27 protein-coding genes are annotated in these 25746 nt (G+C 36.3%); 22 read left to right on the top strand and 5 right to left on the bottom strand.

Annotation, left to right across the window (positions count from 1 at the left end):
* Positions 1–30: 30 nt before the first annotated feature.
* The 16 genes from BN990_RS10515 to BN990_RS10440 all read left to right on the top strand — a co-directional run bounded on the left by BN990_RS10515 (position 31) and on the right by BN990_RS10440 (position 17295).
* Entirely contained in the window at positions 31–1173 is a 1143-nt protein-coding gene (locus tag BN990_RS10515) for an acyl-CoA dehydrogenase family protein (RefSeq protein WP_038244009.1), read from the top strand.
* Between the two features lie 25 nt (positions 1174–1198).
* On the top strand, positions 1199–2833 hold the full coding sequence (locus BN990_RS10510) for an AMP-binding protein (protein ID WP_021291349.1): 1635 nt from the start codon (positions 1199–1201) through the stop codon (positions 2831–2833).
* A 13-nt stretch (positions 2834–2846) separates the two neighbouring features.
* On the top strand, positions 2847–4205 hold the full coding sequence (locus tag BN990_RS10505; RefSeq protein ID WP_038244008.1) for an acetyl-CoA carboxylase biotin carboxylase subunit: 1359 nt from the start codon (positions 2847–2849) through the stop codon (positions 4203–4205).
* A gap of 13 nt (positions 4206–4218) precedes the next feature.
* Positions 4219–4428 carry an acetyl-CoA carboxylase biotin carboxyl carrier protein subunit gene (locus tag BN990_RS10500; protein ID WP_021291347.1) on the top strand — a complete coding sequence of 70 codons (210 nt, stop codon included), beginning with the start codon at positions 4219–4221 and terminating at the stop codon, positions 4426–4428.
* 33 nt (positions 4429–4461) lie between these two features.
* Positions 4462–5241, top strand: a complete 780-nt coding sequence (locus tag BN990_RS10495; RefSeq protein ID WP_021291346.1) for an enoyl-CoA hydratase — start codon at positions 4462–4464, stop codon at positions 5239–5241.
* A 20-nt stretch (positions 5242–5261) separates the two neighbouring features.
* Positions 5262–6791, top strand: coding sequence for an acyl-CoA carboxylase subunit beta (locus BN990_RS10490; protein WP_021291345.1), 1530 nt, complete (start codon positions 5262–5264; stop codon positions 6789–6791).
* A 190-nt stretch (positions 6792–6981) separates the two neighbouring features.
* The gene (locus BN990_RS10485; RefSeq protein WP_021291344.1) at positions 6982–7458 is read left to right on the top strand and encodes a flavin reductase family protein; all 477 of its coding nucleotides are present in this window, start codon (positions 6982–6984) and stop codon (positions 7456–7458) included.
* 108 nt (positions 7459–7566) lie between these two features.
* Positions 7567–8037: a CBS domain-containing protein gene (locus tag BN990_RS10480; protein ID WP_021291343.1), complete on the top strand. Its 471-nt coding sequence runs from the start codon at positions 7567–7569 to the stop codon at positions 8035–8037.
* A 78-nt stretch (positions 8038–8115) separates the two neighbouring features.
* The gene (locus BN990_RS10475; protein ID WP_222860450.1) at positions 8116–11772 is read left to right on the top strand and encodes a dynamin family protein; all 3657 of its coding nucleotides are present in this window, start codon (positions 8116–8118) and stop codon (positions 11770–11772) included.
* Positions 11769–12632: a 5'-3' exonuclease gene (locus tag BN990_RS10470; RefSeq protein WP_021291341.1), complete on the top strand. Its 864-nt coding sequence runs from the start codon at positions 11769–11771 to the stop codon at positions 12630–12632. The genes BN990_RS10475 and BN990_RS10470 overlap by 4 nt, the downstream gene beginning before the upstream one ends.
* A 274-nt stretch (positions 12633–12906) precedes the next feature.
* Entirely contained in the window at positions 12907–13557 is a 651-nt protein-coding gene (locus BN990_RS10465; RefSeq protein ID WP_021291340.1) for an ABC transporter ATP-binding protein, read from the top strand.
* The gene (locus BN990_RS10460; RefSeq protein WP_021291339.1) at positions 13550–14350 is read left to right on the top strand and encodes an ABC transporter permease; all 801 of its coding nucleotides are present in this window, start codon (positions 13550–13552) and stop codon (positions 14348–14350) included. Before BN990_RS10465 ends, BN990_RS10460 begins: the two co-directional genes overlap by 8 nt.
* A 119-nt stretch (positions 14351–14469) precedes the next feature.
* Positions 14470–14883 (top strand): PH domain-containing protein, encoded by a 414-nt coding sequence (locus BN990_RS10455; RefSeq protein ID WP_021291338.1) that lies wholly within the window; start codon positions 14470–14472, stop codon positions 14881–14883.
* A 31-nt stretch (positions 14884–14914) separates the two neighbouring features.
* Positions 14915–15838 carry a cysteine synthase A gene (gene cysK, locus BN990_RS10450; protein WP_038244007.1) on the top strand — a complete coding sequence of 308 codons (924 nt, stop codon included), beginning with the start codon at positions 14915–14917 and terminating at the stop codon, positions 15836–15838.
* Positions 15839–15930: 92 nt separating this feature from the next.
* The gene (locus BN990_RS10445) at positions 15931–16593 is read left to right on the top strand and encodes a CPBP family intramembrane glutamic endopeptidase (RefSeq protein WP_021291336.1); all 663 of its coding nucleotides are present in this window, start codon (positions 15931–15933) and stop codon (positions 16591–16593) included.
* 75 nt (positions 16594–16668) lie between these two features.
* On the top strand, positions 16669–17295 hold the full coding sequence (locus BN990_RS10440) for a chloramphenicol phosphotransferase CPT family protein (RefSeq protein ID WP_021291335.1): 627 nt from the start codon (positions 16669–16671) through the stop codon (positions 17293–17295).
* A 28-nt stretch (positions 17296–17323) separates the two neighbouring features.
* On the opposite strand, the gene nagZ is transcribed toward BN990_RS10440, so the two are convergent.
* Positions 17324–18595: a beta-N-acetylhexosaminidase gene (gene nagZ / locus BN990_RS10435; protein WP_081674764.1), complete on the bottom strand. Its 1272-nt coding sequence runs from the start codon at positions 18593–18595 to the stop codon at positions 17324–17326.
* A 123-nt stretch (positions 18596–18718) separates the two neighbouring features.
* Here nagZ and BN990_RS10430 point away from each other — a divergent pair, with 123 nt between their 5' ends.
* From BN990_RS10430 to BN990_RS10420, 4 genes are all read left to right on the top strand, one after another.
* Positions 18719–19648 carry a DMT family transporter gene (locus tag BN990_RS10430; RefSeq protein WP_038244002.1) on the top strand — a complete coding sequence of 310 codons (930 nt, stop codon included), beginning with the start codon at positions 18719–18721 and terminating at the stop codon, positions 19646–19648.
* A gap of 43 nt (positions 19649–19691) precedes the next feature.
* Complete coding sequence (locus tag BN990_RS21915; RefSeq protein ID WP_021291333.1) at positions 19692–19832, top strand: YpzI family protein; 141 nt, start codon at positions 19692–19694, stop codon at positions 19830–19832.
* A gap of 318 nt (positions 19833–20150) precedes the next feature.
* Positions 20151–20465 (top strand): hypothetical protein, encoded by a 315-nt coding sequence (locus tag BN990_RS23140; RefSeq protein ID WP_232620893.1) that lies wholly within the window; start codon positions 20151–20153, stop codon positions 20463–20465.
* Positions 20466–20655: 190 nt separating this feature from the next.
* A complete protein-coding gene (locus tag BN990_RS10420; protein WP_038244000.1) occupies positions 20656–21015 on the top strand; it encodes a DUF1801 domain-containing protein in 360 nt (119 codons plus the stop codon).
* A 191-nt stretch (positions 21016–21206) separates the two neighbouring features.
* On the opposite strand, the gene BN990_RS10415 is transcribed toward BN990_RS10420, so the two are convergent.
* Positions 21207–22745, bottom strand: a complete 1539-nt coding sequence (locus tag BN990_RS10415) for an FAD-dependent oxidoreductase (protein ID WP_051739087.1) — start codon at positions 22743–22745, stop codon at positions 21207–21209.
* A gap of 127 nt (positions 22746–22872) precedes the next feature.
* Between BN990_RS10415 and BN990_RS10410 the strand changes: the two genes are divergently transcribed.
* On the top strand, positions 22873–23142 hold the full coding sequence (locus BN990_RS10410; RefSeq protein WP_021291328.1) for an acylphosphatase: 270 nt from the start codon (positions 22873–22875) through the stop codon (positions 23140–23142).
* A 51-nt stretch (positions 23143–23193) separates the two neighbouring features.
* Here the strand turns inward: BN990_RS10410 and BN990_RS10405 are convergent, their stop codons facing one another.
* The gene (locus tag BN990_RS10405) at positions 23194–23433 is read right to left on the bottom strand and encodes an indolepyruvate ferredoxin oxidoreductase subunit alpha (RefSeq protein WP_021291327.1); all 240 of its coding nucleotides are present in this window, start codon (positions 23431–23433) and stop codon (positions 23194–23196) included.
* A 194-nt stretch (positions 23434–23627) separates the two neighbouring features.
* On the opposite strand from BN990_RS10405, the gene BN990_RS10400 reads away from it, so the two are divergent.
* Positions 23628–24809 carry a M14 family metallopeptidase gene (locus tag BN990_RS10400; protein WP_038243997.1) on the top strand — a complete coding sequence of 394 codons (1182 nt, stop codon included), beginning with the start codon at positions 23628–23630 and terminating at the stop codon, positions 24807–24809.
* Here BN990_RS10400 and BN990_RS10395 read toward each other — a convergent pair.
* Together BN990_RS10395 and BN990_RS10390 are read right to left on the bottom strand one after the other, a co-directional pair.
* Positions 24800–25384 carry a histidine phosphatase family protein gene (locus tag BN990_RS10395; RefSeq protein WP_021291325.1) on the bottom strand — a complete coding sequence of 195 codons (585 nt, stop codon included), beginning with the start codon at positions 25382–25384 and terminating at the stop codon, positions 24800–24802. The two genes, BN990_RS10400 and BN990_RS10395, sit on opposite strands and share 10 nt — an antisense overlap.
* 141 nt (positions 25385–25525) lie before the next feature.
* Positions 25526–25729: a DUF6501 family protein gene (locus BN990_RS10390; protein ID WP_021291324.1), complete on the bottom strand. Its 204-nt coding sequence runs from the start codon at positions 25727–25729 to the stop codon at positions 25526–25528.
* Between the last annotated feature and the right edge of the window lie 17 nt (positions 25730–25746).

The following is a 25746-nucleotide window of genomic DNA, read 5'->3' as shown; positions in this document are numbered from 1 at the left end:
AGTCGGTCTATATCATTAAGGAGGAGTGACATGGATTTTGAACTAACGAAAGAACAAGCAATGATTAAAAAGATGGTAAGAGACTTTGCTGAAGAAGTTATCCTTCCAAGAGCTATAGAAATTGATAAGGAAGCACAATTTCCCCTCGATATCTTCAAACAGATGGGCGAGCTTGGTTTATTAGGAATTCCTTTTCCTGAAACATATGGAGGCTCAGGTGGAGATACACTCTCGTATGCGCTAGCGGTAGAAGAAATTGGGAGAGTTTGTGGAAGTACCGGACTAAGCTATGCAGCTGCTGTTTCACTAGGTGCTAGCCCTATTTATTATTTTGGAACGGAAGCACAAAAACAGGCGTTTTTACTGCCATTAGCAAAAGGGGAAGCATTAGGATCTTTTGGTCTAACTGAACCAAATGCTGGTTCAGATGCAGGTGGTACAAAAACAACCGCTACTTTAGATGGAGATCATTATATTATTACTGGTGAGAAATGCTTTATTACAAATGCAAGTTTTGCTAAAACATTAATTGTAACCGCTGTCACAGGTAAGAATGATCGAGGAAGAAATATTATCTCTGCCATTATAGTCCCTGCAGACACAGAAGGGGTTACCATTACAAGTAACTATGACAAAATGGGAGTTCGAGGTTCTGATACAGCGGAAATCGTGCTTGATCGGGTTCGTGTACCAAAAGAAAATTTACTTGGCGACCCAGAAAAAGGGTTTAAACAATTTCTTCATACATTGGATGGAGGGCGAATCTCAATTGGTGCATTAGGATTAGGGATCGCCCAAGCATCACTTGAAAAGGCATTGGCTTATGCGAAAGAAAGAAAGCAGTTCGGGAAACCAATATCTGACTTTCAGTCGATCCAATTTAAGCTAGCAGATATGTCGATGGAGGTTGAGCTAGCTAGGAATATGGTACATAAAGCTGCTTGGCTGAAGGATAATAATAAGCCGTTTAGTAAGGAAGCAGCTTATGCGAAACTTTATGCAACTGAAACGGCATTTCGTGCTGCTAACCAAGCAATACAGATTCATGGTGGATATGGTTATATGCGAGAATATGAAGTGGAACGTTATTTACGTGATGCCAAACTATTAGAAATCGGAGAAGGAACGTCAGAAATTCAACGATTAGTGATTGCAAGACAATTGGGTTGTTAATTGAAATAAAGGAGGAATAACGTTCATGGCTTTATTAAATTTAACTGTTGGCGAGTTATTAGAAAGACAAGTAGATTTATATCCTGATCATGAAGCAGTTATCTATCCAGAATTACAATTACGTAAGTCATATCATGCATTCAATGAAATGGTAAATGAGGCAGCTAAAGGATTTATGTCTCTAGGAATTGAAAAAGGAGAAAATGTGGCAATTTGGGCTGATAATCAACCTGAATGGTTAACTACCCAATTCGCAACTGGAAAAATGGGGGCAGTCCTCGTAACTGTAAACACCAGTTATCAGGCAAGTGAACTTCACTATTTATTAGAACAATCGGAAGCAACAACACTGATATTAGCTGAAAGCTTTAAAGGTACATCTTATGTAGACATTTTAAAGAAAATCTGTCCAGAACTCGAAACTGCTGAAAAAGGACAGCTTATTTCTGCAAATTTACCATACTTAAAGAATATTATTATATTAAGTGATACAAACGAGCCGTTTGCATATAGCTGGGATGAAGTCATTGAGCTTGGTAAATATGTGAGTGACGAACAGTTAAGTAAACGCAAACAATTACTGAATGTTCATGACGTTATCAATATGCAGTATACATCTGGTACAACAGGTTTTCCAAAAGGAGTTATGTTAACACATTATAATATTGTAAACAATGGCAACCAAATCGCAGACTGTATGAAATTATCCAATCATGATCGACTTTGTATCCCAGTACCATTTTTTCATTGTTTTGGTTGTGTACTTGGTGTCTTAGCAGCTGTATCAAAAGGAACAACGATGGTATTATTAGAACAATTTCAGCCGGAGAAGGTACTAGAAGCAGTAGCTGCTGAACAATGTACAGCGCTTCATGGAGTGCCAACGATGTTTATATCAGAATTGAATCATCCAAATTTTGACCAATATAATCTATCCAACTTACGAACGGGAATAATGGCGGGTTCAGCTTGTCCAATGGAAGTTATGAAAAATGTAATGGAGAAGATGGGGGCACACGAGATAACCATTGCGTATGGACAAACTGAATCATCTCCTGTAATTACTCAAACCAAAACCGACGATCCAATTGAATTACGGGTAAGTACAGTAGGGAAAGCACATCCAAATGTTGAAGTAAAGGTGGTTGTTCCAGGTACGAATGAAGAACAAGAGGTTGGGTTACCGGGAGAATTACTGACAAGAGGATATCATGTAATGAAAGGTTATTATAATAATAAACAAGCCACCAATGAAGTAATAGATAAAGAAGGCTGGCTTCATACTGGAGATATAGCTGTTCAACATGCAAATGGTTACTTAAAAATTACTGGGAGAATAAAAGATATGATTATTCGCGGTGGTGAGAATATTTATCCACGAGAGGTTGAAGAATTTTTATATCAACATCCAGATGTATTAGATGTTCAGGTTGTTGGTATTCCTGACCAAAAATACGGTGAAGAAGTCATGGCCTGGATTGTGAAGCGAAACGATAACATGATCACCGCAGATGAAATAAAAGCATTTTGTGAAGGAAATATCTCAAAGCATAAAATACCGAAGTATATTGAATTTGTTTCGGAGTATCCGATGACAGCGAGTGGTAAAATTCAAAAGTATAAATTGAAAGAAATGGCTATAGAGCAATTTCAGAAGTAGGAGGGATTTGAAAATGATTGAAAAGATACTAATTGCTAATCGTGGTGAAATAGCGTCTCGAATCATTCGCACATGCAAACGACTTAACATACGAACAGTAAGTGTGTATTCGGAGGCTGATGTAAACTCTCCTCATGTGGATATGGCTGATGAAAGCTACTTGATTGGTCCTCCACGAGTAAATGAAAGTTATTTAAATGTAGAAAAAATTATAACGGTTGCAAAGGAAGTAAAGGCAGATGCTATCCATCCCGGGTATGGCTTCTTGAGTGAGAGCGGAACGTTTGCTGAACAATGCGAGCAAGCTGGGATATTATTTATTGGTCCTAATAGTAAAGTTATTAGACAAATGGGCAGTAAAATTGCGGCAAGGACTGCGATGGAGCAGGCAGGAGTTCCGATTGTACCAGGAACGAAAGAAGCAGTAAATTCAATTGAAGAAGCTAAAAACATTGCCCGGGAGATCGGGTATCCAATTATGTTAAAAGCATCTGCGGGCGGAGGCGGCATAGGAATGCAAGTGGTTCATTCAGAAAACGAGCTGCAGACCGCTTTTGAACATAATTCAAAACGTGCTTTAACTTTTTTTGGTGATGGTTCCATGTTTATCGAACGTAAGATTGAAAATGCGAGACATATAGAAATACAGATTTTAGCAGATCATTTCGGAAACGCAGTTCACCTATTTGAACGAGAATGTTCAATTCAACGGAGGAATCAAAAGGTCATTGAAGAAGCGCCATCCCCTTTTATTTCGGAGCATACAAGAAATCTAATGGGAGAAACCGCAGTAAAGGCTGTAAAAGCCATACAATACACCAATGCCGGAACGATTGAATTCCTAGTAGATGAAGAAGAGAATTTTTACTTTCTAGAAATGAATACTCGTATCCAAGTGGAACACCCTGTTACTGAAGAAATTACGGGATTAGATATTGTCGAGCAACAAATTCAAGTCGCAAATGGGGAAACATTATCTATCTATCAACAAGATTTGTCAATGAATGGGCATGCATTAGAAGCACGTATTTATGCGGAAGACCCGAATACATTCTTCCCTTCTCCTGGACATATTACCAATTTCGAATATCCGGAGGGTCCCTATATACGAAATGAGGTTGCTGTAAAAAATAGCTACGATGTTACCCCTTTTTATGATCCGATGATAGGAAAATTAATTGTCTATGGCAGAACCAGAGAAGAAGCTATAAAACGATTAAAAGAAGCGCTTATGAACTACAGAATTGATGGAATTAAAACAAATCTGCCGATGTTAAAAGTAATTGCTGATCATGAACAGTTTAAACGAGGGAATACGGCTACTAATTTTGTAGATAAATATTATTTAACGGAAGTAGAAAATACTAAATAGGAGGAAATCGAGGATGGAAATAAAAGCAACAATGGCTGGAAGTGTATGGAAAATTGCAGTAGCTCAAGGAGAATCTGTTGGAGAAGGTCAGGATGTTGTCATACTAGAGTCGATGAAAATGGAAATTCCTATCCCTGCAGACTCACCTGGTACAGTTAAGGAACTGAAAGTTGCTGAAGGGGATTTCGTCAACGAAGGGGATGTCATCGCAGTTATTGAATAAATCGACTATCTAATAATTAGGGGGAGGTTTTGAATGAATTCTCTTGTAAAATTGGAATATATTGATTCAATTGCCATTGTCACATTAAATCGGCCGGAAGCCGCTAATGCAATGTCTAAATCTCTGTTAGAACAACTCTATTCAGTTATTCAACTAATTGAACAGAATCCATCAGTAATTTGTACCATAATTACTGGCACTGGTGATAAAGCTTTTTGTGCCGGAGCTGATCTAAAAGAAAGAGCAGGGATGTCTGACCAAGAGGTGGTTGCAGCAGTTACATCCATAGGAGAAACAGTAACTGCGGTTGAGAATATGTCGATGCCAGTCATCGCCTCTCTAAACGGGGTTGCTTTCGGTGGCGGTTTAGAATTGGCATTAGCTTGTGATATCCGTATAGCTGCCAACCATGTAAAAATGGGATTAACGGAGACTTCTTTAGCAATTATTCCAGGAGCCGGCGGCACACAACGATTACCAAGGCTTATCGGTACTGGGCAAGCAAAGCGCCTCATCTATAGTGCAAAACGGGTTACAGCTGATGAAGCTTTATCCATTGGACTAATAGAAGAGTTATGTGCATCAGAACGGTTAGACGAGACAGCTCTACAGCTTGCAAAAGCGATAGCTAACAATGGTCCAGTTGCATTAAAACAAGCAAAAACAGCAATTAATCAAGGAATGGAGACTGATTTAAGGACAGGGCTAGTATTGGAACAACTAGCTTATCAGCAAACCATTTCTACTAAAGATAGAACAGAAGGATTACTTGCATTCCGTGAAAAACGAATGCCTAACTATGAGGGAATTTAGAATCAGGAGGCTTGGGCAACATGTCTTATTTGGAAGAATTTCAAGATAGAGTGAGCAAAATCAGCCAAGGTGGGCAAGCAAAATACCATCAAAAAAATGAAGAAAAAGGTAAATTATTTGTTCGTGAGAGACTTCGCCGGTTATTTGATGAAAGCATGAATATAGAAGATGCGTTCTTTGCAAATTGTATGGACGAATCATTACCATCTGATGGCGTAGTTACAGGCATTGGCAAGATTAATGGCCAATCTGTCTGTGTAATGGCGAATGATTCCACGGTTAAGGCAGGATCTTGGGGAAAAAGAACAGTAGAAAAGATTTTACGCATCCAAGAAACTGCCGAGAAATTGGAAATACCAATGATTTATTTAGTTGACTCAGCTGGTGCACGAATAACAGATCAAGTAGAAATGTTTCCAGGAAGAAGAGGTGCTGGTCGAATTTTTCACAATCAAATCAAGCTTTCTGGTCGTGTACCACAGATTTGTTTATTGTTCGGCCCATCCGCTGCTGGAGGTGCGTACATACCGGCATTTTGTGATATTGTTATTATGGTTGAAGGAAATGCATCGATGTACTTGGGCTCCCCCCGTATGGCAGAAAAGGTAATTGGTGAAAAAGTATCGTTGGAAGAAATGGGTGGAGCAATGATGCATTGTTCTGTGTCTGGCGTTGGCGATGTACTAGTTAAAACAGAACAAGAGGCCATTGCATATACACAAAAATACTTAGACTATTTTCCAAAAAATTTCCGAGAAAAACCTACAGTTAAAGATAAAAAAGGGGTTAAACAAATAGAGAAAAATTTGGCGGATTTAATCCCTACTAATCAAAATGTGCCATTTAATATGTATGATCTCATTGATCAACTTATTGATGAAGGAAGTTTTTGTGAAATTAAGAAAAAGTTTGCTCCTGAATTAATTACTGGACTTGCTCGAATGGATGGTCGAGCTGTTGGGATTATTGCTAATCAACCACGTATGAAAGGGGGCGTTCTTTTTCCAGATTCTGCTGATAAATCAGCAAAATTTGTGCAACTATGTGATGCATTTAATATCCCGCTTCTGTTTTTAGTTGATGTACCTGGATTCATGATTGGTACAAAGGTGGAGCGTGCTGGTATCATTCGGCATGGAGCCAAAATGCTTGCAACAATGAGCGAGGCAACCGTTCCAAAAATTTCTGTTATTGTCCGTAAGGCCTATGGAGCAGGGTTATATGCAATGGCCGGACCAGGATTTGAGCCGGACTGCTGCTTAGCTTTACCAACTGCTCAAATTGCTGTTATGGGTCCAGAAGCGGCAGTAAATGCTGTATATGCCAATAAAATACAGGAATTACCGGAAGCAGATCGTGCAGCATTTATTAAAGAAAAACAAGAGGAATATAAAGAAAACATTGATATTTATCGATTAGCATCTGAAATGGTAATTGACGGAGTCATTAAACCGGAGCAATTACGAGATGAGTTAATTCAACGATATTCCCTTTATGATTCAAAAAGCGTTACATTCACAGAACGTAAACATGGGGTATATCCCGTATAATAAGAAGGTAGCACTTGATGGTGCTACCTTTTTATACTTTGTATCAAAAGTAACTAAATCAACATACATTATGTTATCATCAACTATTTTGATTAACCATAAAAATATTATGTAAACTAATGATAACTTTTAATTCTATCTATATAAATGGTATTCTAGAAGTAGAATCACGAAGGAACGGGGGAGCAAAATGGTGGATAATCGAAGTTTCAGGAAAGTGATGGGACAATTTGCAACTGGTATTACTGTTGTATCGGCAAATTACCATCGTGAAATAATCGGCATGACAGTAAATGCATTTATGTCTGTATCATTAGACCCTAAGTTAATTGCTATTTCCATTGATGAGAATGCACGTATGTATAAGAAACTGCAAGAAACAAAGGCATTCGGCATCAGTATCCTAGCAGAAGAACAGGCAGAGCTATCAAAGGTGTTTGCCAGACAGCTGGATCAAGGAAACCGAGTTATCCCATTTGTGCAACAAGCAGATGTTCCAGTCATCAACGGTTCGTTAGCTACCCTATCTTGTGAAGTAAACGAAAAAGTTGTAGCAGGAGATCATATGATATTTATTGCGGAAGTGACTGCAATAAACCAAAATGAAGGGAACCCATCTATATTTTACGGAGGAAACTATCGCAAGCTAAGTGAAATACTTAAATAAACATAACTACTTGCTAAATGCGATAGCGGTAGTTATTTTTTGACTTGTATATTTTTCCTCTGAAAGTCAATAACAGTAATATATGCAAGCGATAATGGAGGGATTTACATGAAGATTAGCGATTTTATGATAGAGGATGTCATATATGTGACACCTGCAACAACGATAAAGGAACTTTTAACCGTTCTTTCAACAAATAAGATAGGCGGCGTACCTGTCATCAATCAAGATAAGAAATTAATTGGTATGCTGACAGATGGAGATGTCATCCGGTATTTACAACCAAATGGGAGAACAGTGTACGATTTATATGCACATGTGATGATTGATCGAATTCAAAATTTCCAGCAAAAGTTAGATGCTGCTTTAACGATGAATGTTACGGAGCTAATGAGAAACAAGCAGATTATTACGGTGCATCCAGATTCAAACTTTGAAGAGGCCGTTAAGATATTCTCCAGCCATGCATTTAAAAAGATTCCTGTTGTTACAGAAGACGATGTAGTAAAAGGAGTTATTAGTAGAGGGGATGTTATTCGGTTCATTACAGATCAATTAGTTCGTCATGATGAATCGTAGATATAACCAGTAGAAATATATACAGTTATCTCGTATAATAGACGCTAGTAAAAAGGATAAGGGATGCGTGAGGAAAAAATGGGCCGTTATGTAACAATGGATTCGACTGAAAAATTATTACATCAATTAGCAGCATTATATCAAAAAATACTTGATAATAAGGATACGGAACATGCAAAGAAAATACTTGACCTTTATGATAAATATAAAAAGCAGGAACTAATGATTTGTTTTGCCGGACATTTTTCTGCTGGAAAGTCTTCCATGATTAATGCATTATTAGGAAAAGAAATCTTACCCAATAGTCCAATTCCCACAAGCGCTAATATTGTTAAAGTTATGTCTGGTAATGGGACACTTCGTGTATTTTATCATCATGAACAACCTGTAGAATATCAAGAGCCATATGATATGGATATGGTTAAACAATATTCAACGGATAAAGATACGATCCGTAAGTTAGAGATTCGATCTTCACAAGCGTTATTACCAAAGGGAACAGCATTAATTGATACTCCAGGGATAGATGCAGCGGATGATGCCGATCGTTTGATGACAGAAGCATCCTTACATCTAATGGATGCTTTGTTTTATGTCATGGATTATAATCATGTACAATCAGAGGTCAATTTGCAGTTTTTAAAGGATCTACAACAAAAATCGATTCCTTTCTACATTATTATTAATCAAATTGATAAACATCAGGAAGAGGAGCTGGCTTTTAAAGATTTTGTCGCCAGTATTAAACAAACGTTTGATTTATGGCATATTATGCCAGAGAAAATTTTCTATTCTTCTTTAAAGGATGAGGATGTACCTCATAATCAATTTCACCAAATAAAGCAGCAATTACAACTATTGCTAACCGATAACAAACAAGAGCTGTTACATTCCGTTCACGCAGTAGATAACATCATTAACCAACATAGTGCTTATTTGCAATCTCAATACGAAGATCAACTAGCCATGTATCGGATTAAGCCTGAACAACAGCAAGAATTATCCAAGGTAAAAGCATTGGAACGCGAAATAAACGATTGGAAAAATAAAGAAGATCACGTAAAGGATGTATTCTTTGAAGAATTAAATCAATCATTGAAGAATGCGTATCTAATGCCAGCCGATTTAAGAGATAAAGCTGCTTCCTATTTAGAATCAAAACAACGAGACTTTAAGGTCGGATTGTTTGGGTCAAAGAAAAAGACCGAAGAAGAAAAAAGACAACGAACAGAATATTTTTTAAATCATCTACAGCAAACGGCAGATACTTCGCTGCAATGGAAGCTTCGCGATAAATGGATGACTATGCTTAAGCAATATCACCTAGATGATGCTAAATTACACGAGGTATTACAGCACTTTGTTATTTCCATCGATCAAAAAGATATTGACAAGGTTATGAAACAAGGAGCTACTTTAAACGGCGACTATGTGATTCATTACACCAATGACCTTGCAGCTACAATCAAAAGTAAATATAAACAAAAAGCAAATGATTTATGGGAAGAAATAGCGACACATATTCAGCATACAAATAAACAAACGATAGATGGTCTACAACAACAATTAACAAATTTACAAGCAGTCCGCAGCAGATTACAAAATTATGCTATGGTTGAAGAGGAACTGGAGAAAAAGCAAATAGAAATTAAACAATTATGGACGGAAGCACAGCCTTCCATGACATCGAGTATTCAGGTGATGGAAGATCAATTAAGTGAATTGCAGCAATCCATTATTCAAGGACAACAATTAACGAAATTATCAACCAAAAAATCTGCTTCGAACAAAGGGAATGATAAGGAGGAAGAAGCAAGCACATCTATTCAGTCAACGAATACGGTAGATGGAATCATTGATGCACTCGAACGTACAACGAACACAATTTATCATCTTCCTGGATTTCATTCATTTGTTTCAGATTTACATGCTAAAAAAAGCCGGCTCCAGGATCGTTCTTATACAATTGCATTATTTGGGGCATTTAGTGCTGGGAAATCATCGTTTGCTAACGCATTATTAGGGGAAGGTGTACTTCCTGTATCACCTAATCCTACAACAGCAACGGTAAACCGAATTAACCCAGTTAATCAAGAATTTGAACACGGCACGGTTCAAGTAAAGGTGAAATCACAAGAATCATTGGAAAAAGATATTAAAACCATTACGCAGAAATTCGCTCCGAAGGTTGATCAACTTCCTGAATTAATAGACTGGATTACAGAACAGGAGTTATATCTTGATGATTCTTTAGATTATATGTACCAAGCATATTTAAAAGCAGTTGTTACCGGTTATCAAAATATGAAACACCGTATAAATGACACGATTGCTTTGAGACTAGATGATTTTCCTTCTTATGTAACGGATGAAACCAAAGCATGTTATTTGGAGTCAATTGATCTTTATTATGACTGTGAATTAACACGTCAAGGTATTCGATTGGTAGATACACCAGGTGCAGATTCAGTTAATGCTCGTCATACGAATGTTGCTTTTGAATACATTAAACATGCGGATGCTATCCTTTATGTTACTTACTATAACCATGCACTTAATCGTGCAGATAAAGATTTCCTGATGCAACTAGGAAGAGTCAAAGAATCATTCCAATTGGATAAGATGTTCTTTATCGTCAATGCTTCGGATTTAGCGGAAGATCAACAAGAGTTAGAACTTGTTATGAATTATGTAAAAGGGCAACTAGAACAACTAGGGATACGTTTTCCCAGATTGTATCCGATATCTAGCCGAAATTCACTAGGTGATAAACAAAACAACAAACCACTGAATCCAGAGATGCAGCATTTTGAAGATGCGTTTCATCAATTTATTCACTATGACTTAACTCAACTGACGATTGCTTCGGCAAAGTGGGATATAGTACGAACCTATGATCAATTGACCTACTATATCGAATCACAGCGACTCGATCAGCAACAAAAAGGTACGCTAAAACAGGAGAAGGATGACAAACAAAGGCAGATCCAAGAGGTGATAACGAATTACCATACCAAAACATATTTGACACAAATCAATCAAAAAATTGAAAAACAACTATATTATGTGATGGAACGACTTCGCATTCGCTTCCATGACATGTTTAAGGAGACATTTAATCCAACAACAATTACCGAATCAGGAAAACAAGCAAAGCGGCAATTATGGGATAGTTTACAAAACCTAATTAATTATTGCGAATCTGAACTTATCCGAGAATTGCAAGCCGTTTCTCTCCGTATAGAGTCCCTGATGAAAGAATTGGCTCAGACTGTTTATGCTGAAATCAGCCAAACAAGTAAACAGATAGATCGTTCCTTTTCTCTTCCCGGTGCAGAAATAATGGAGATAGAAACGCCAGCTTTTCAGGGTACTTTGCATGACGATATTGACTTACAACAATTTGAACGTCCTTTAGGATCGTTTAAAAATACCAAATCTTTCTTTGAAAAGAATGAAAAGGAAGTTATGAAAGAAACGATCTACGAAAACTTCCAACCTTTTGCCAAGCGTTATATTCAAGACAATCAATCGATGATGGAATCATTTTATGAAGGGCAATGGCATGGTATAATAAAAGAGATGAAAGACAACCTTTCGTCAGAGTTACAGCAGCATGTAACAAATTATTTAGCAATGATAACTTCTACAATATCGATAGAGACATTATCTACGAAAGAACAAGAACTTAAAATCATTGTAGACAATATAAAGAAAAAGGACGGGGAATCATGAAAAAGCAGCAAATCTTGCTTGTTGATGGAATGGCATTGTTATTCCGTGGCTTCTTCGCCACCGCATTTCGTGGAAATTTCATGAAGACAAGTGAAGGAATACCTACAAATGGCGTCTATCAATTCTTACGATACTTCTTAGATGCAGTACAAACCTTTGAACCAACCCATGCCATCTGCTGTTGGGATATGGGTAGTAAAACATTTCGAACAGAGATGTATGAAGGCTATAAAGCCAATCGCGATGAACCGCCAGTGGAACTCATACCACAATTTGATTTGGTCAAAGAGGTTGTTGAAAGTTTTGATATGCCTAATATCGGATTGGAAAATTATGAGGCAGATGATTGCATTGGAACATTAGCTAGAGAATATGCGATCGATAATGAAGTAACGATTCTAACAGGTGACCAGGATATTTTACAATTAGTTGATAATGGCATTCGTGTAGCAATCATGAAAAAGGGTCAAGGGAATTATGAACTATACGATCATACGAACTTTTACGAAAAGAAAGGAATAACACCAAGACAAATAATCGATTTAAAAGGGTTAATGGGAGATACATCGGATAACTATCCCGGCGTAAAAGGTATTGGGGAAAAAACAGCACTCAAATTAATTCAAGAACATGGCACGATCGACGATATTCTTACTAATATAGACAAGCTTCCAAAAGGTGTCCAAACCAAAATAAATGCAAATTTGGACATGCTCCATTTATCTCGAACATTAGCTGAAATTAAATGTGATGTGCCGATAAGCTGTACTTTAGATGATGCAATCTGGAAGTATGATAAGACAAAAATTACTGACAAGTTTCAGTCCCTTGAATTTAAAAACCTAGAAAAATTAGTTTAATTTTATATAATCGTAATTTTTAATAACTCACGATGTTGTGAGTTATTTTTTTATGCATGGATGAATCCATCACAAAAGGGGGTATAACTCATAATGGTTAGGGGTATATCGCATACCCCTTTAGGGTATAAGTGGAAGGACTGGGGGTATTGGTTATACGCCATAAGGTACTTCTGCACCATATGTAATGAAGGGTTGGCGAAATCATCAAAAATAATTTATAGTTAATCAGGAATACTATGCAATAAGATAATTAAAGGTGGTATCGGGTAAATTGCTGCAAGTTGAAAACTTGAAAGTAAACGCTATTTTAGAGATGGATCAAGTTAAAATAGAAGCAAATAAAGTAACATGTATCATTGGCAAAAGCGGAAGTGGTAAATCGACTTTTCTAAGGTTGCTAAATCAGTTAACTTCTCCTGATGAAGGAAACATCTATTTTAAGGAGCAAGATATTACTGAGTTGGATCCAATTCAACTACGTCGGATGATTACCATGGTTCCTCAAACACCTGTAATTTTCCCCGGAACTGTGAGAGACAACTTATTAGTTGGGCAGACTTTATCAGGAATGGACCCAACAACAGATAGTCAGTTAATGCAGGTCCTCAATCGGATGTTTTTAAATAAATCACTTGACATGCCTGCCGATGATTTATCTGGAGGAGAAAAGCAACGTTTGGCATTAGCTAGAGCCATGTTATTGAGTGCAGAAGTGTTTTTATTGGATGAGCCTTCTTCAGCATTGGATAATACGACTGCGACTGAAGTCATTGATGCCTTTACAGCATTTGTAAAAGAATCAAATAAAACGATGGTAATGATTACGCATGATTTGCAATTAGCTGAAAGAATTGCTGATGCAACGATCGATATGAATCAATACTCTCTGTCGCTTGATCGAAAGGAGTATTCGAATGAGTGAGTCAGATGCAATTGATCTTACACTTTGGCAATTACTCTTTGCTTATGTATTTATTGTTATTTTATGGATCATTGTTCGAGTAAAGGGAATACCGAGAGAGAAATTAATTATTATCTCCACGTTACGTATGACCGTACAATTAATTTTAGTCGGTTATTTATTAATGATAGTTTTTGAACATCCACACCCGATTGTTACGATTGTCATCGTACTGTTTATGTTGGGATTTGCAATTTATAATGTGTTTAAGCGAGCGAATGTCATTATTAATATATCTGTGAAGAAAACAGTAGCAGTAGCAATGGTTCTAGGTATTTCGATTAGTATGATTTATTTTTTATTTGTCGTATTACAACTAGATCCATGGTATAATCCTCAACTCTTTATCCCGATTGGGGGAATGATTATTGGTAATGCAATGACGGGGATCACATTAGGAGTTAATCAACTATTAATAGGAATGAGAGAACAGAAAGCAAAAGTAGAGGGAGCATTAATGCTTGGAGCGACACCGAAGGAAGCATCCCATTCGATTATAAATGAAGCTTTTGATTCGGCCATGCTGCCAACTATTAACTCCATGGTTGGCATGGGTATTGTATTTTTACCGGGGATGATGACTGGTCAAATTATCGCTGGTGCCTCACCGGTGAGTGCTGTTAAATATCAAATCGCTATCATGCTTGGTGTTGCAGGTACGGTGTCTATTACTGTTATCATCTTTTTGCATTTAGCTTATAAAACTTTCTTTAACCATCGCGCGCAATTACAAGAAACAAAACAAAATGACTGATTATGCAAAGAACGTACGTTTCAAGCATAATTACGTTTATCCTGATAAGTAAAGTTGGAAAAAAATAAGCGATGCTTTTATAATAAAAGAAGTAAATATTATTAACAGGAGGAACTGTAATGGTGTTCCCTTCCAAGAAAGATCGATGGCTATCCACCTTATTATGGGTGATCGCCGGTTTGGGCTTTTTCATTCCATTAGTTAATGGAGATATTATATCCGCATTCGTTATTCTGCCATTTGCATTATTTTTATTATGGTTCTGGTTTCGAACGGACTACTGTATTAAAGAAGATAAAATCAAAATTCGTTATGGACCGATTCGACAAACCGTTCTAATTAAAGATATTAAAACGATTATAAAAGCGAGAAAAAATCCTTTCGCCGCTGCTCCTTCATTATCACTGGATCGTATCGTTTTACATTGCGGCAAGTTTGATGTAACTTCTATTTCACCTCGAGATCAAGAGGAATTTCTGAAATCGGTATTAGAGATAAATCCTGAGATCGAAATAGATAAACGGTTAGTATGAATGAAACAACAACTAAAGGTGGTTTTACAAGATGAGAGTTGTTAATAATGTTAGTGAATTAATAGGTAATACACCAATGGTTAAACTAAATAAAATTCTGCCAGAAGATGCTGCAGATGTATATGTCAAATTGGAGCTTTATAATCCTAGTCGAAGTGTAAAGGATCGTGCAGCATATAGTATGATCAAAACTGCTGAAGAAAAAGGCTTACTTCAACCGGGTGATACGATTATTGAGCCAACAAGCGGAAATACAGGAATAGGACTTGCAATGAATGCAGCAGCTAAGGGCTATAAAGCAATTATTGTTATGCCTGATAACAGCACAGAAGAAAGAAGAAATATATTACGTGCCTACGGGGCAGAGGTAGTGTTAACTCCAAGTGAAGAAAAAATGCCTGGAGCAATAAAAAAAGCATTGGAATTACAGAAAGAACATCCAGGCAGCTATATACCACAACAGTTTGAAAACGAAGCGAACCCTGCTATCCACCGTACGACAACGGCTGTAGAGATTTTTGAACAAATGGGTGGCGAGTTAGATGCATTTATTTGTACGGCAGGAACAGGTGGTACAGTAACTGGCACGGGAGAAGCATTAAAAGAGAAACTACCCGATCTTCACATCGCCGTTGTCGAACCAAAAGGATCGCCAGTACTATCGGGTGGTAAACCCGGAAAACATAAGTTAGTGGGTACGAGTCCTGGATTTGTTCCAGATATCTTAAACACAAATATTTATGATGAAATTATGCAAATAGCCGATGAAGATGCTGTGAATATGTTTAAGCAAATCGCTAAGCAAGAGGGCATTTTCATTGGTCTTTCAGGAGCTGCTGCCGTCTATGCCGCGATACAAGTAGCTAAAAAATTAGGCAAAGGAAAACAAGTTGTCTGTATTGCTCCGGATTCTGGGGAGCGTTACCTAAGCATGAATTTGTTTGACAACGAATAGTAAAAAACCAATCATCTTCATTTAGATGATTGGTTTTTTATATGGTAAGATAAAGGAAATCATAACAAACAAGAAATAGTGGTGGAATTACTGTGCGACAAAAAGTTTTCTTTATCATAAGCAGTACAATCATAACCTGTTCCTTACTAGCCGTTATTGAACATACACTAGAAATAAATTATGCGATAAAGTCGTTTAGCAAAATTGGAATGTTCTTTTTAACCATTTGGTTCTATCAAGCAATTTTTAAAGATTATCATTTAAAATCGGTTTTGAGCTTAAAGAAACTAAAAAAACAGGATTTATTTCGTCTTTTAGCTTTGGGGATTGCTTCAGCAAGTATTGTATTGCTAGCATATATTTTCTTACAGCCTTTCTTTGATATAGAACAAATTAAGCATGATTTAACAGATCGCTTAGGTATCACAGCCACGGGATTTATTTTTGTTGGTGTATATATCACTTTTGTTAATTCTTTTTTAGAAGAATATTTTTTTCGTGGATTTGTATTCTTTCAGCTTCCACGAAAAGTAGGATATATATTCAGTCCGTTATTATTTGCTTCCTACCATATCCCAATGATCGCTTTATGGTTCAGCCCCTATCTAATTGGCGCTTGTTTTATTGGACTCTGGCTTATCGCATTTATATTTCACAAAGTAAATGAAAAAAAACAAACCATTTGGTCATCGTGGATCATTCATATATGTGCTGACATAATGATTATTATGATCGGAACTACGTTATTTTACTAAGAGTGGAATAAGAAAGATGCATGGAGACCAGTTCCTATTTATATTATAAATTTGAAATGGAAGGAGGGAGGACCTATGCAAAAACAAACGAAATGTGGAAAGATCATTATTCTTAATGGAGCGCCAAGATCAGGCAAATCAAGTATCGTCAAAGCTATACAAAATAGCTTTGACGGTATATGGATAAATATCGGTGTAGATACATATATGCAAATGATTCCAAATGATCTGCAACCAGGCATTGGATTACGCCCTGGAGGTGAACGTCCGGATTTAGAAGCAGCTATCGTATCCATGTATCAAGCCATGTATCAGTCAATTCGAGTGCATAGCACGTTAGGGCTAAATGTCGTTGTTGATGTAGGTCATCATGATAGTTATTCAACTTCACTGGAACTGTTACCTATCTGCGCCAATATCATAAAGGAATTACCGGTGTTACTTGTAGGGATTTATTGTCCAATTGACACCATCATGGAACGTCGAATAAACACTTGGCAGAATAAATATGAAGAAGATGGAACGATTCCTCCTAACGTTAAACGTTGGCAAGAAGCTGTTCATAAAGTTGGTATTTACGATTTACAAATAGATACATCGGTTTACTCTCCAAATGAAGCCGCTTTATTCATTCAATTCGAACTTAACGACCTATCGAAGCCATCAGCTATAAACCGTATTGCTAACCTCAGTCAAAGCTGAAAAATGTTTATCCAATGTGAGTAGGTTTTCACTTAGAATTGAATTCCGTAATAAATTTGTTGATTTTTTTTACGTTTATATCTTTTATAGGTTGATCAGTGAGCCGATAAGATTCCTTTAAATCCAGAATACGCTTCACACTTTGATTAATCCGTTCCTCCGATATTTCCCCCGATTGAACTGCTTGCTTCAATGCTGTTAATACATCATTAGCTTCATCATAGCCATGACCTACCATAACTAGGTCGCTTCCTGCTTGAACCGAAAGCACTGCAGCATTCCCTAGATCATAGTTTTCTTTGATTGCACCCATGGTCATATCATCCGTTACGATGAGGCCATCGTAGTTGAGCTTTCCGCGTAATAATTCAGTTACAATTGGCTTTGATAGGGTAGCAGGATATTGTTTATCATATGCTGGCACGAGTAAATGGCCAATCATTATCGCATCTACATTTTGTTTAATCGCAGCCTTAAAGGGCGCTAATTCGAAATCCTCTAATCGGGATTTATTATGTTGAATGACTGGTATTTCAAGATGAGAATCAACATTTGTATCTCCATGACCTGGAAAATGCTTTGTTACTGAAATTAATTCTTGTGAGTGCATTCCTTCTATTTGCTTTAACCCAAATTCAATCACTTTATTTGGAGTCGATCCGAATGATCGATCTCCAATAACGGGGTTATTAGGGTTACTATTGATATCAAGTACTGGAGAAAAATTAATATTGAAACCTAGTGATTTCACTTTCTTGGCAATGGATTGACCGGTGTGATAAGCCCAGTCAAGATTATTAGAATTCCCGATTTCTTCACTAGAAGGAGTAGCAAGAAAATCGTTTGGCAGACGAGTAACACGACCTCCTTCTTCATCTAACCCCATAAATAAGGGAACTGAATTAGTTGTATTTGCTTGTTTTAATTTATTAATCAACATTTTCGATTGATGGATAGATAATAGGTTTTTACTAAAAAGGATAATGCCGCCAACTTTCCGTTTTTTAATTAATTGATTAATGTCTTGATCCATCGTATCTCCATCAACCCCAACTATTACTAGTTGTCCAATTTTTTCATCTAAATTCATATCTTTTATGGTAGCTTGTAGGTTATTTTTTGAATTACCTATTCGAAGTTCATTATCTTTGTACTCTGGTGTGAGATCGGATGAAGCTGCTTCCTCGATCTCTACATTTGTGCCATTACAAGCACTTAAAATGAAACAAATGAGCAAGCTGCTTAATAACGTTTTAAAGAAGATCGTCATTCTATTCGTATTCTCCTTTCTTTCATACATGGTTTACTTTAATGATGTATGTGTTACAATACCCATACTACAAGATTGTTAAAAAGCTTATTATATCATCGCAATGTTTCGTTTAATACGGAAACCTTTAAAAAAGAGAGAGAAGGTGAAAGTATGAAGCATTCTATTGCATATCTTCTTACAATGATCGGAGCAAGTTTCTGGGGATTAACAGGCTTATTTGTGGAGACATTATATAGTTATGGCTTTACTGCTTGGGAAATCGTAACCATTAGACTTTTAAGTTCTTCCATGATTCTACTTGCCATTTTAGCTTTGTTCTCTAGATCCTATTTAAAAATCGAGTGGAAACATATTCCGCACTTTATCGGGTTAGGTGTGTTTGGAATTGTATTATTTAATTGGTTTTATTTTAAAGTAATGGAACAAACCTCTATTTCTATAGCTGTCGTTCTCCTATACACATCACCTGTATTTGTTGCTATTCTATCAAAGATAATCTTTAAAGAAAAATTCACCATTCAAAAACTGCTGTCAATCGTTCTTACAATTGTAGGGTGTTCGTTTGCGGTCCAACTCATACCACTTGGCGATTTTCATATGTCGTTTCATAGTATGTTATTGGGAATACTTTCCGCTTTTTTCTGTGCGCTTTATAGTGTGATAGGGAAAATGGTTAGTGCACATTATAATTTTATTACAATTACGGTTTACTCATTATTCATGGGAAGCCTATTTATCGCTCCGACAAGTAGCTTGTGGAAAAAAGCTGAGCATTTCCAATCATCTGAAGTTTGGTTAAGTATTATTGGTATTTCTATCATTTCTACCATATGCGCCTATACACTCTACACCTTCGGACTAACGTATATCGAATCAAGTAAAGCAGCGATATTAGGTGTTTTGGAACCGATTGTAGCTATCTTAGTAGGTGTATTCATCTATAGTGATTCATTAAGATTATTACAAATAATTGGAATTATACTTGTTTTATTTTCTGCATTTATAACTGTTTTTCAGAAAAGGAGAAAGGTTAAGAAACGAATGCATGGATATTACGCTTATAAAAGCAGGGGAGAATAGAATTTTTTAAATTAACCCATTTTATAATTAGGAGGTGTATAAAATGGGTAAAGATCGTCAAGAAAAGAAATTAAAAGAAAGTGGACGTGTTGAGTCTGATCGAGATGTTGGCCTTCGCTATAAAGGTTCTACGAAAATGTCGAGTCCAGAAGAAGCAAGGAAATTAAACGATGGTGAAAAATAATACAAAAGCGGCTCTTGAGAAAAGAGAGTCGCTTTTGTTTTTTACGTTGAGGAATTAGCAACGATATAATATTATACCGTACACCTGAAACAAATTCCAGATTTAATCGTATATCTATAAAGGCCATCGATAACATATATATACGTATTATAATCATTGAATTGGGTCGATGATATATTCAGATGAGAGGAAGAGAAGCAATGGGGAATTTTACAAAAATAAAAGAGTGCCCTAAGTGTGGTGAAAGAGAAATAGGGATTGGCCATCAACGAGGATATTCCGATATTACTCCGAAAGGAAAGGTTTTAGGATCAGCAATTGAGTACATTGTTTGCACAGAATGCGGCTATATTATCGAAGGATATGTCAAAAAACCAAATCGATTCAAAGGTACATTATAGTAATGAAAAATCCGTATTCAATTTAGAGGTGTATATAAATGAAGAATGGTGGAAGAAAAAGAAAGGAAAAACAAGAAAGAGGAAGAAAGATAATGATCATTATACTTTTTGGGATTTCGTACTAGATGTACTGTTCTGGATACCTGAGCTGCTATTTTTCCCTTTACGATTAATCTATTGGCTAATAAAGGGAATCGGAAGACTTATTGGGAATATAGTTGACTTAATCTAAACTTGTACGGAGTGGTAAATGAAGCAGGGGAGAGTGTAGATTGTCCATCTTAATCTTTCCATAATCTCAACCTTAGCTGCGTTCCAGGAAAAATCTCGATAATTTACACAAAACAGTACGAATTTTTTTGTTATTTAAATAAATTTCAATGCAAACTTTTACAAAAAGACGGAGTTAAAAGGAGTTAATGATGGATAAGCAAAGAACGATGAAGGAAGTCGATCAGTTAATAGATGATTTGCCAGATAATATTCAAACGATTACGATTACGTTAAGGAAAATGATTTTAGAAGCTTCACCGAAACTTGTGGAAGTATGGAAATGGTCGATGCCAAATTATATGTATAATGGATTGGTTTGCTATATACAAACCGCAAAAGAACATGTTAATCTTGGTTTTCATAAAGGAAATGAACTTCAGGACAAGTACCATTTGTTACAAGGTACAGGAAAAACCATGAGGAGTATTAAAATCCGAAAGCTCGAAGACATTCAATCAGAGGAATTCACTTCAATTATTAAAGCAGCCATCACATTAAATGAATCATAATAGAAAAGGGGAATGGGATAAAGTGAATGGATGGTTCCGATTGTTTTATATTTCCTAGTTTACATAATATATATTATAGGAAGTTAAAGCAAAGAGGTGAATTTTATCTCAAAATAAAACTATACTCTTGATAGTGAGACGGAATAAAAAAAATCACTATATGATTTGATCAATATAGTGATTTTTGCGATCTATTTATTTAATTTAGCTGGATCAATTTGCTTTAATGATTTATTTGCTGGTCCTTCGATAACTTCACCTGTATAAGAAAAACGTGAACCATGACATGGGCAATCCCAACTGCGTTCACCTGAATTCCATTCAACTTCACAACCTAAATGTGTACAGGTCGTATCAACAACATGAAGCTGATTTTCTTTATCTTTATAAACACCTGTTCGATTACCATTAATCCTAGTGACTGTTGCTTGATCTGGCGCTAATTGATTAAGCTGATTTTCCGTGTTATCCAATTTTCCTTGAATCATGTGTTTCGCTACATCCATATTTGTTTGAGCGAACTTTCGAATCGATGGATCGGCTTGGAATCGTGTTGGTGTAAACAATGCTGTATAGTCACTATGTTGTTCAACAATTTGCGAAGAAATAATTTTAGCAGCGACTGTACCATTTGTCATTCCCCATTTACGGAAACCGGTTGCAACCAAAACTGCATCTTCTGATTTTTTAATTGGTCCAATATACGGCAATTTATCAAGCGTAGTTAAATCTTGTGCTGACCATCGATAATCACAAGATTTCATCTCAAAATTTTGCTCAGCAAATTGTTGAAGTGCTTTGTAATGATGCAATGTGGATTTTCCTTGGCCGGTTTTATGATTCTCTCCACCAATTAACCATAAGTCACTCCCTCCCCACTTCGTTGACCGAATTGATCTGGTTGGGGTTTCCGCATTAATATACATACCACCAGGATAAGGCTTTCGAGATTGGATTCCAAGAACGTAGGCTCTTTCGGCATACATTCTTGCAAAATAATAACTATCTCGGTCATAGAAAGGAAAATGAGTTGCACAGATAACATATTTGCAAGTTATGCGATGTCCCTCTTTGGTTACAATTGAAGGATATTTGTTATATTCGATATCAATTGCAGTTGTGTGTTCGTAATAGGCTGCATCCTGGTTGCAACTTTCTTCAATTAATGTTAATAGATATTTTAACGGATGGAATTGTGCTTGATCCTTCATTTGTAGTACAGATTTCACTGGAATATCTAAAGGCATTGTTTCACTTAAAGTACTATTAATATTTAGTTGCCTGTAGGCGTTATACTCATTTTCTAAGTTATCTAACCATTTATCGGAGTTGGTATAAATAAATGCATCTTCTTTTTTATAATTACAATCAATGTGGTGTGTTTTGATAATCTCTTCAATAAGTTGTTTAGCTTCATCGGCAGCCTTTAAATAAAGACCGGCGTTTTCAATGTCCATATGCCTAATCAATTCATCATAAATTAAACCATGTTGAGCGGTGATTTTTGCTGTTGTATGTCCAGTTGTTCCGTTTAATAATTCATCTGCATCAATTAAAGTTACTTTAATATTTTGCTTCGAAAGTAAGTATGCTGCTGTAATTCCAACTATTCCCCCTCCAACAATACCGACATCTGTTTTAATGGAGGTATCTAAAGGCCGGAATTTGGGTAATGATAACGTATCTCTCCAAAACGAGGTTGATTCAGAAGGGATTTGTGATTTATCCAATGGATGGCCACTCCTTTTATTAACTATACTATTATTAGTAGTATAAACACTCCTCGTTATTTTAACCGATTAAATCAGGTTTACCTTTCAAATAAATCGGATATTGTGTTAAATGAGGTGATATGCAATGAACGTACATGCTAAGATAAGTGGAAAAGTTCAAGGAGTTGGCTTCCGTTTTTCTGCTAAGCAGAAAGCAGATGAAATAGGAATAACTGGCTGGATTCGAAATAATCCGGATGGAACGGTTGAATTGGAAGCTCAAGGAGAGAATAAGCAATTAGATCAATTCTTAAAAGACTTATCAAAAGGATTAAATCCAGCTATAAAGGTTCAAGAGGTAGATCAAAGCAAATTTGAAAGTTCAACGAATTTTAATTCCTTTAAAATAAGCTAAATAGAAAGGATCGTTGGTTGATCCAACGATCCTTTCTATTTATTGCTCTTCTTATTGCTCTTCAAAGAACTTACGGTTAAGAGCGATATATTCATTTTCTTCCTCTGGTACTTCATCTTCCATATAAATTGCTTCTACCGGACATACAGCTTCACACGCCCCGCAATCGATGCAAATGTCAGGGTCAATGAAAAACATATCTTTTCCTTCTTCTATACAATCAACAGGACATACTTCAACGCATTCTCCTGCTTTTTCATCTTTACAAGGTGATGTAATAATAAATGCCAAGTGGTTCTCCTCCTTTTACCGTTCTGTTAAATTATGTTAAGTGTATATAATAATTTAATTGTAATTATAACGCATTTACAATGAAAAATAAAAGCCATTTTGCTGAAATAGCACTTGTTAATTCCATTATTCTACACATTTTTCATGAAAATAGCCATATAATTTAGTATTCGTAATATAGGGAGAGAAATACAATGGAAATAACTGTACGGCAAGGAGACACATTACACTATTATAGTCAGCTTTTTGATATTCCGTTACCATTAATAGAAGATGCCAATCAAAGGTCACAAGTTTTTGCTGAAGAGACGGTGTATATACCAGGGTATCAATCCATTCCTTATATAATTCAATCCGATGATTCATTTCAAACAATTGCTACGAACAGAAATATCCCTGTCGACCGGATTGCCTTACTTAATCAAACCAGCATTGACAACAGTTTAACTGTTGGGCATAGCATATGTCTTCCTAAAAAAGTAACAGAGCTAATCGTAACAGACCTTAATGATTACACCTATGAAAAAATGCAACAAGATCTACATAAAATTGCAAAACTCTATCCATTTATTACGCTGCAATCCATTGGCTCATCCGTAATGGGCAAAGATTTGATTGAGGTACAAATTGGAAATGGTTCAAAACAGGTTCATTTAAATGGTTCTTTTCATGGAACAGAGTGGATTACGACATCGGTTATTCTAAAATTTATTAATGAATATGCCATATCCTTGACGAATCAGTTACCAATGCAAGCCATTGCCACATTACCTCTTTATCAAGCAGCTCGCCTATCGATTGTTCCTATGGTTAATCCTGACGGAGTCAATCTTGTTATAAAAGGTTCTGCATCTGCAGCAAAATATGAAGCGAATGTATTAGATATAAATCATAATCAGGATGATTTTTCTAATTGGAAAGCAAATATTCGAGGGGTGGATTTGAATAAGCAATTCCCTGCATGTTGGAATGTGGAAGCGAACAGAAAGCCAACTTCACCTCAGCCCAGAGACTTCCCTGGCTACATGGCATTAACAGAGCCAGAAGCGATTGCGATGGCGAATTTAGCGAAGCAACGTCATTTTATGCGGCTTCTTGCTCTACATACGCAAGGAGAAGAAATATACTGGGGTTTCGAGGGATTTGAACCAGCCATTTCCCAAAAAATAGTTAATGAATATGCGCAGGTTAGTGGTTATCAACCGGTTCGTTATCTCGATAGCTTTGCTGGTTATAAAGATTGGTTTATTCAAGAATTCCAAAGACCTGGTTTTACGTTGGAATTAGGGTTGGGAGTAAATCCTCTACCTTTTGAACAGTATCCAATTATTTATCAAAAGACACGAGGAATTTTATTGGCAAGTCTTTATTTATAAAGATCTTGCCAAATTATGTGTTGAGGCGATTCCAATTCCTCGCAAAACTGTAATGCGTAAATATCTGGATTTCGCATCGTCTTCCATTGTTCAAAACCAAACGTATGATCAAAATGATTTAGTAATAACGCAATTAAGTTCCCATGACTGACGATAATAATATTTTGGTAATCATTTTGCTGCACTATTTCATCTAGTATTGGATACGCTCTTTTAAATGCATCATTTGATGATTCCCCACCAGGTAAAGCAAAATCAGGTTCTTGAAAAGAATGCTCCAACACCTCTAACCAGTCATCAATTGGCTGCACACTCAACATACGTTCTTGAAGTCGCTCATCAATATGTATAGATAGATCTTGCTTCATCGCAAACGGTTTAATACTGTCGATTGCCCTTAAATAAGGACTAGAGATAATACAATCAATTCGTTTGTCCAATTTGCTGAAATAATACGCTAATTGTTCTGCCTGTTTTAAGCCATTTGTTGTTAAAGGAGAGTCTCGATGTTGACCATGAGCATGACAATGCCTTACGAAATAGATTTGTTTCTGTACTTGCACGGAATAATCCATTACCCAACCTCCATTCTTAAAACAGAATAATACGAATTGACTAATACATGTTTAGTATACCATTTTTAGTAAAGAAATAGTACGATGCATAAAAAAACCAGGGTAGTTTATCCCCTGGTATTTCCATTCAACAAGTAATTTTTATACTACTTCAAAATAGTCTTTATGAAATCCACCGATTCGATCACTATTGTCAATAATAAAGTAAAATTCTTCTGTTTCATTTTTTACGTCGTAAATTTTACCTGGTGTCAATTTATTATTTACTACGAATTTCTTTGCATCAGCATGTACACATTTTAATTGTTTGATGGTTTCTCTATTTTCCCAGTCTAAATGAATCATTTCACTTCTCCTCTATA

This window comes from Virgibacillus salexigens (assembly GCF_000723585.1).
Classification (GTDB): Bacteria; Bacillota; Bacilli; order Bacillales; family Amphibacillaceae; genus Virgibacillus; species Virgibacillus salexigens.
The sequence above is the reverse complement of the archived record's forward strand: the minus strand, read 5'-3'. Positions and strand labels throughout refer to the sequence as shown.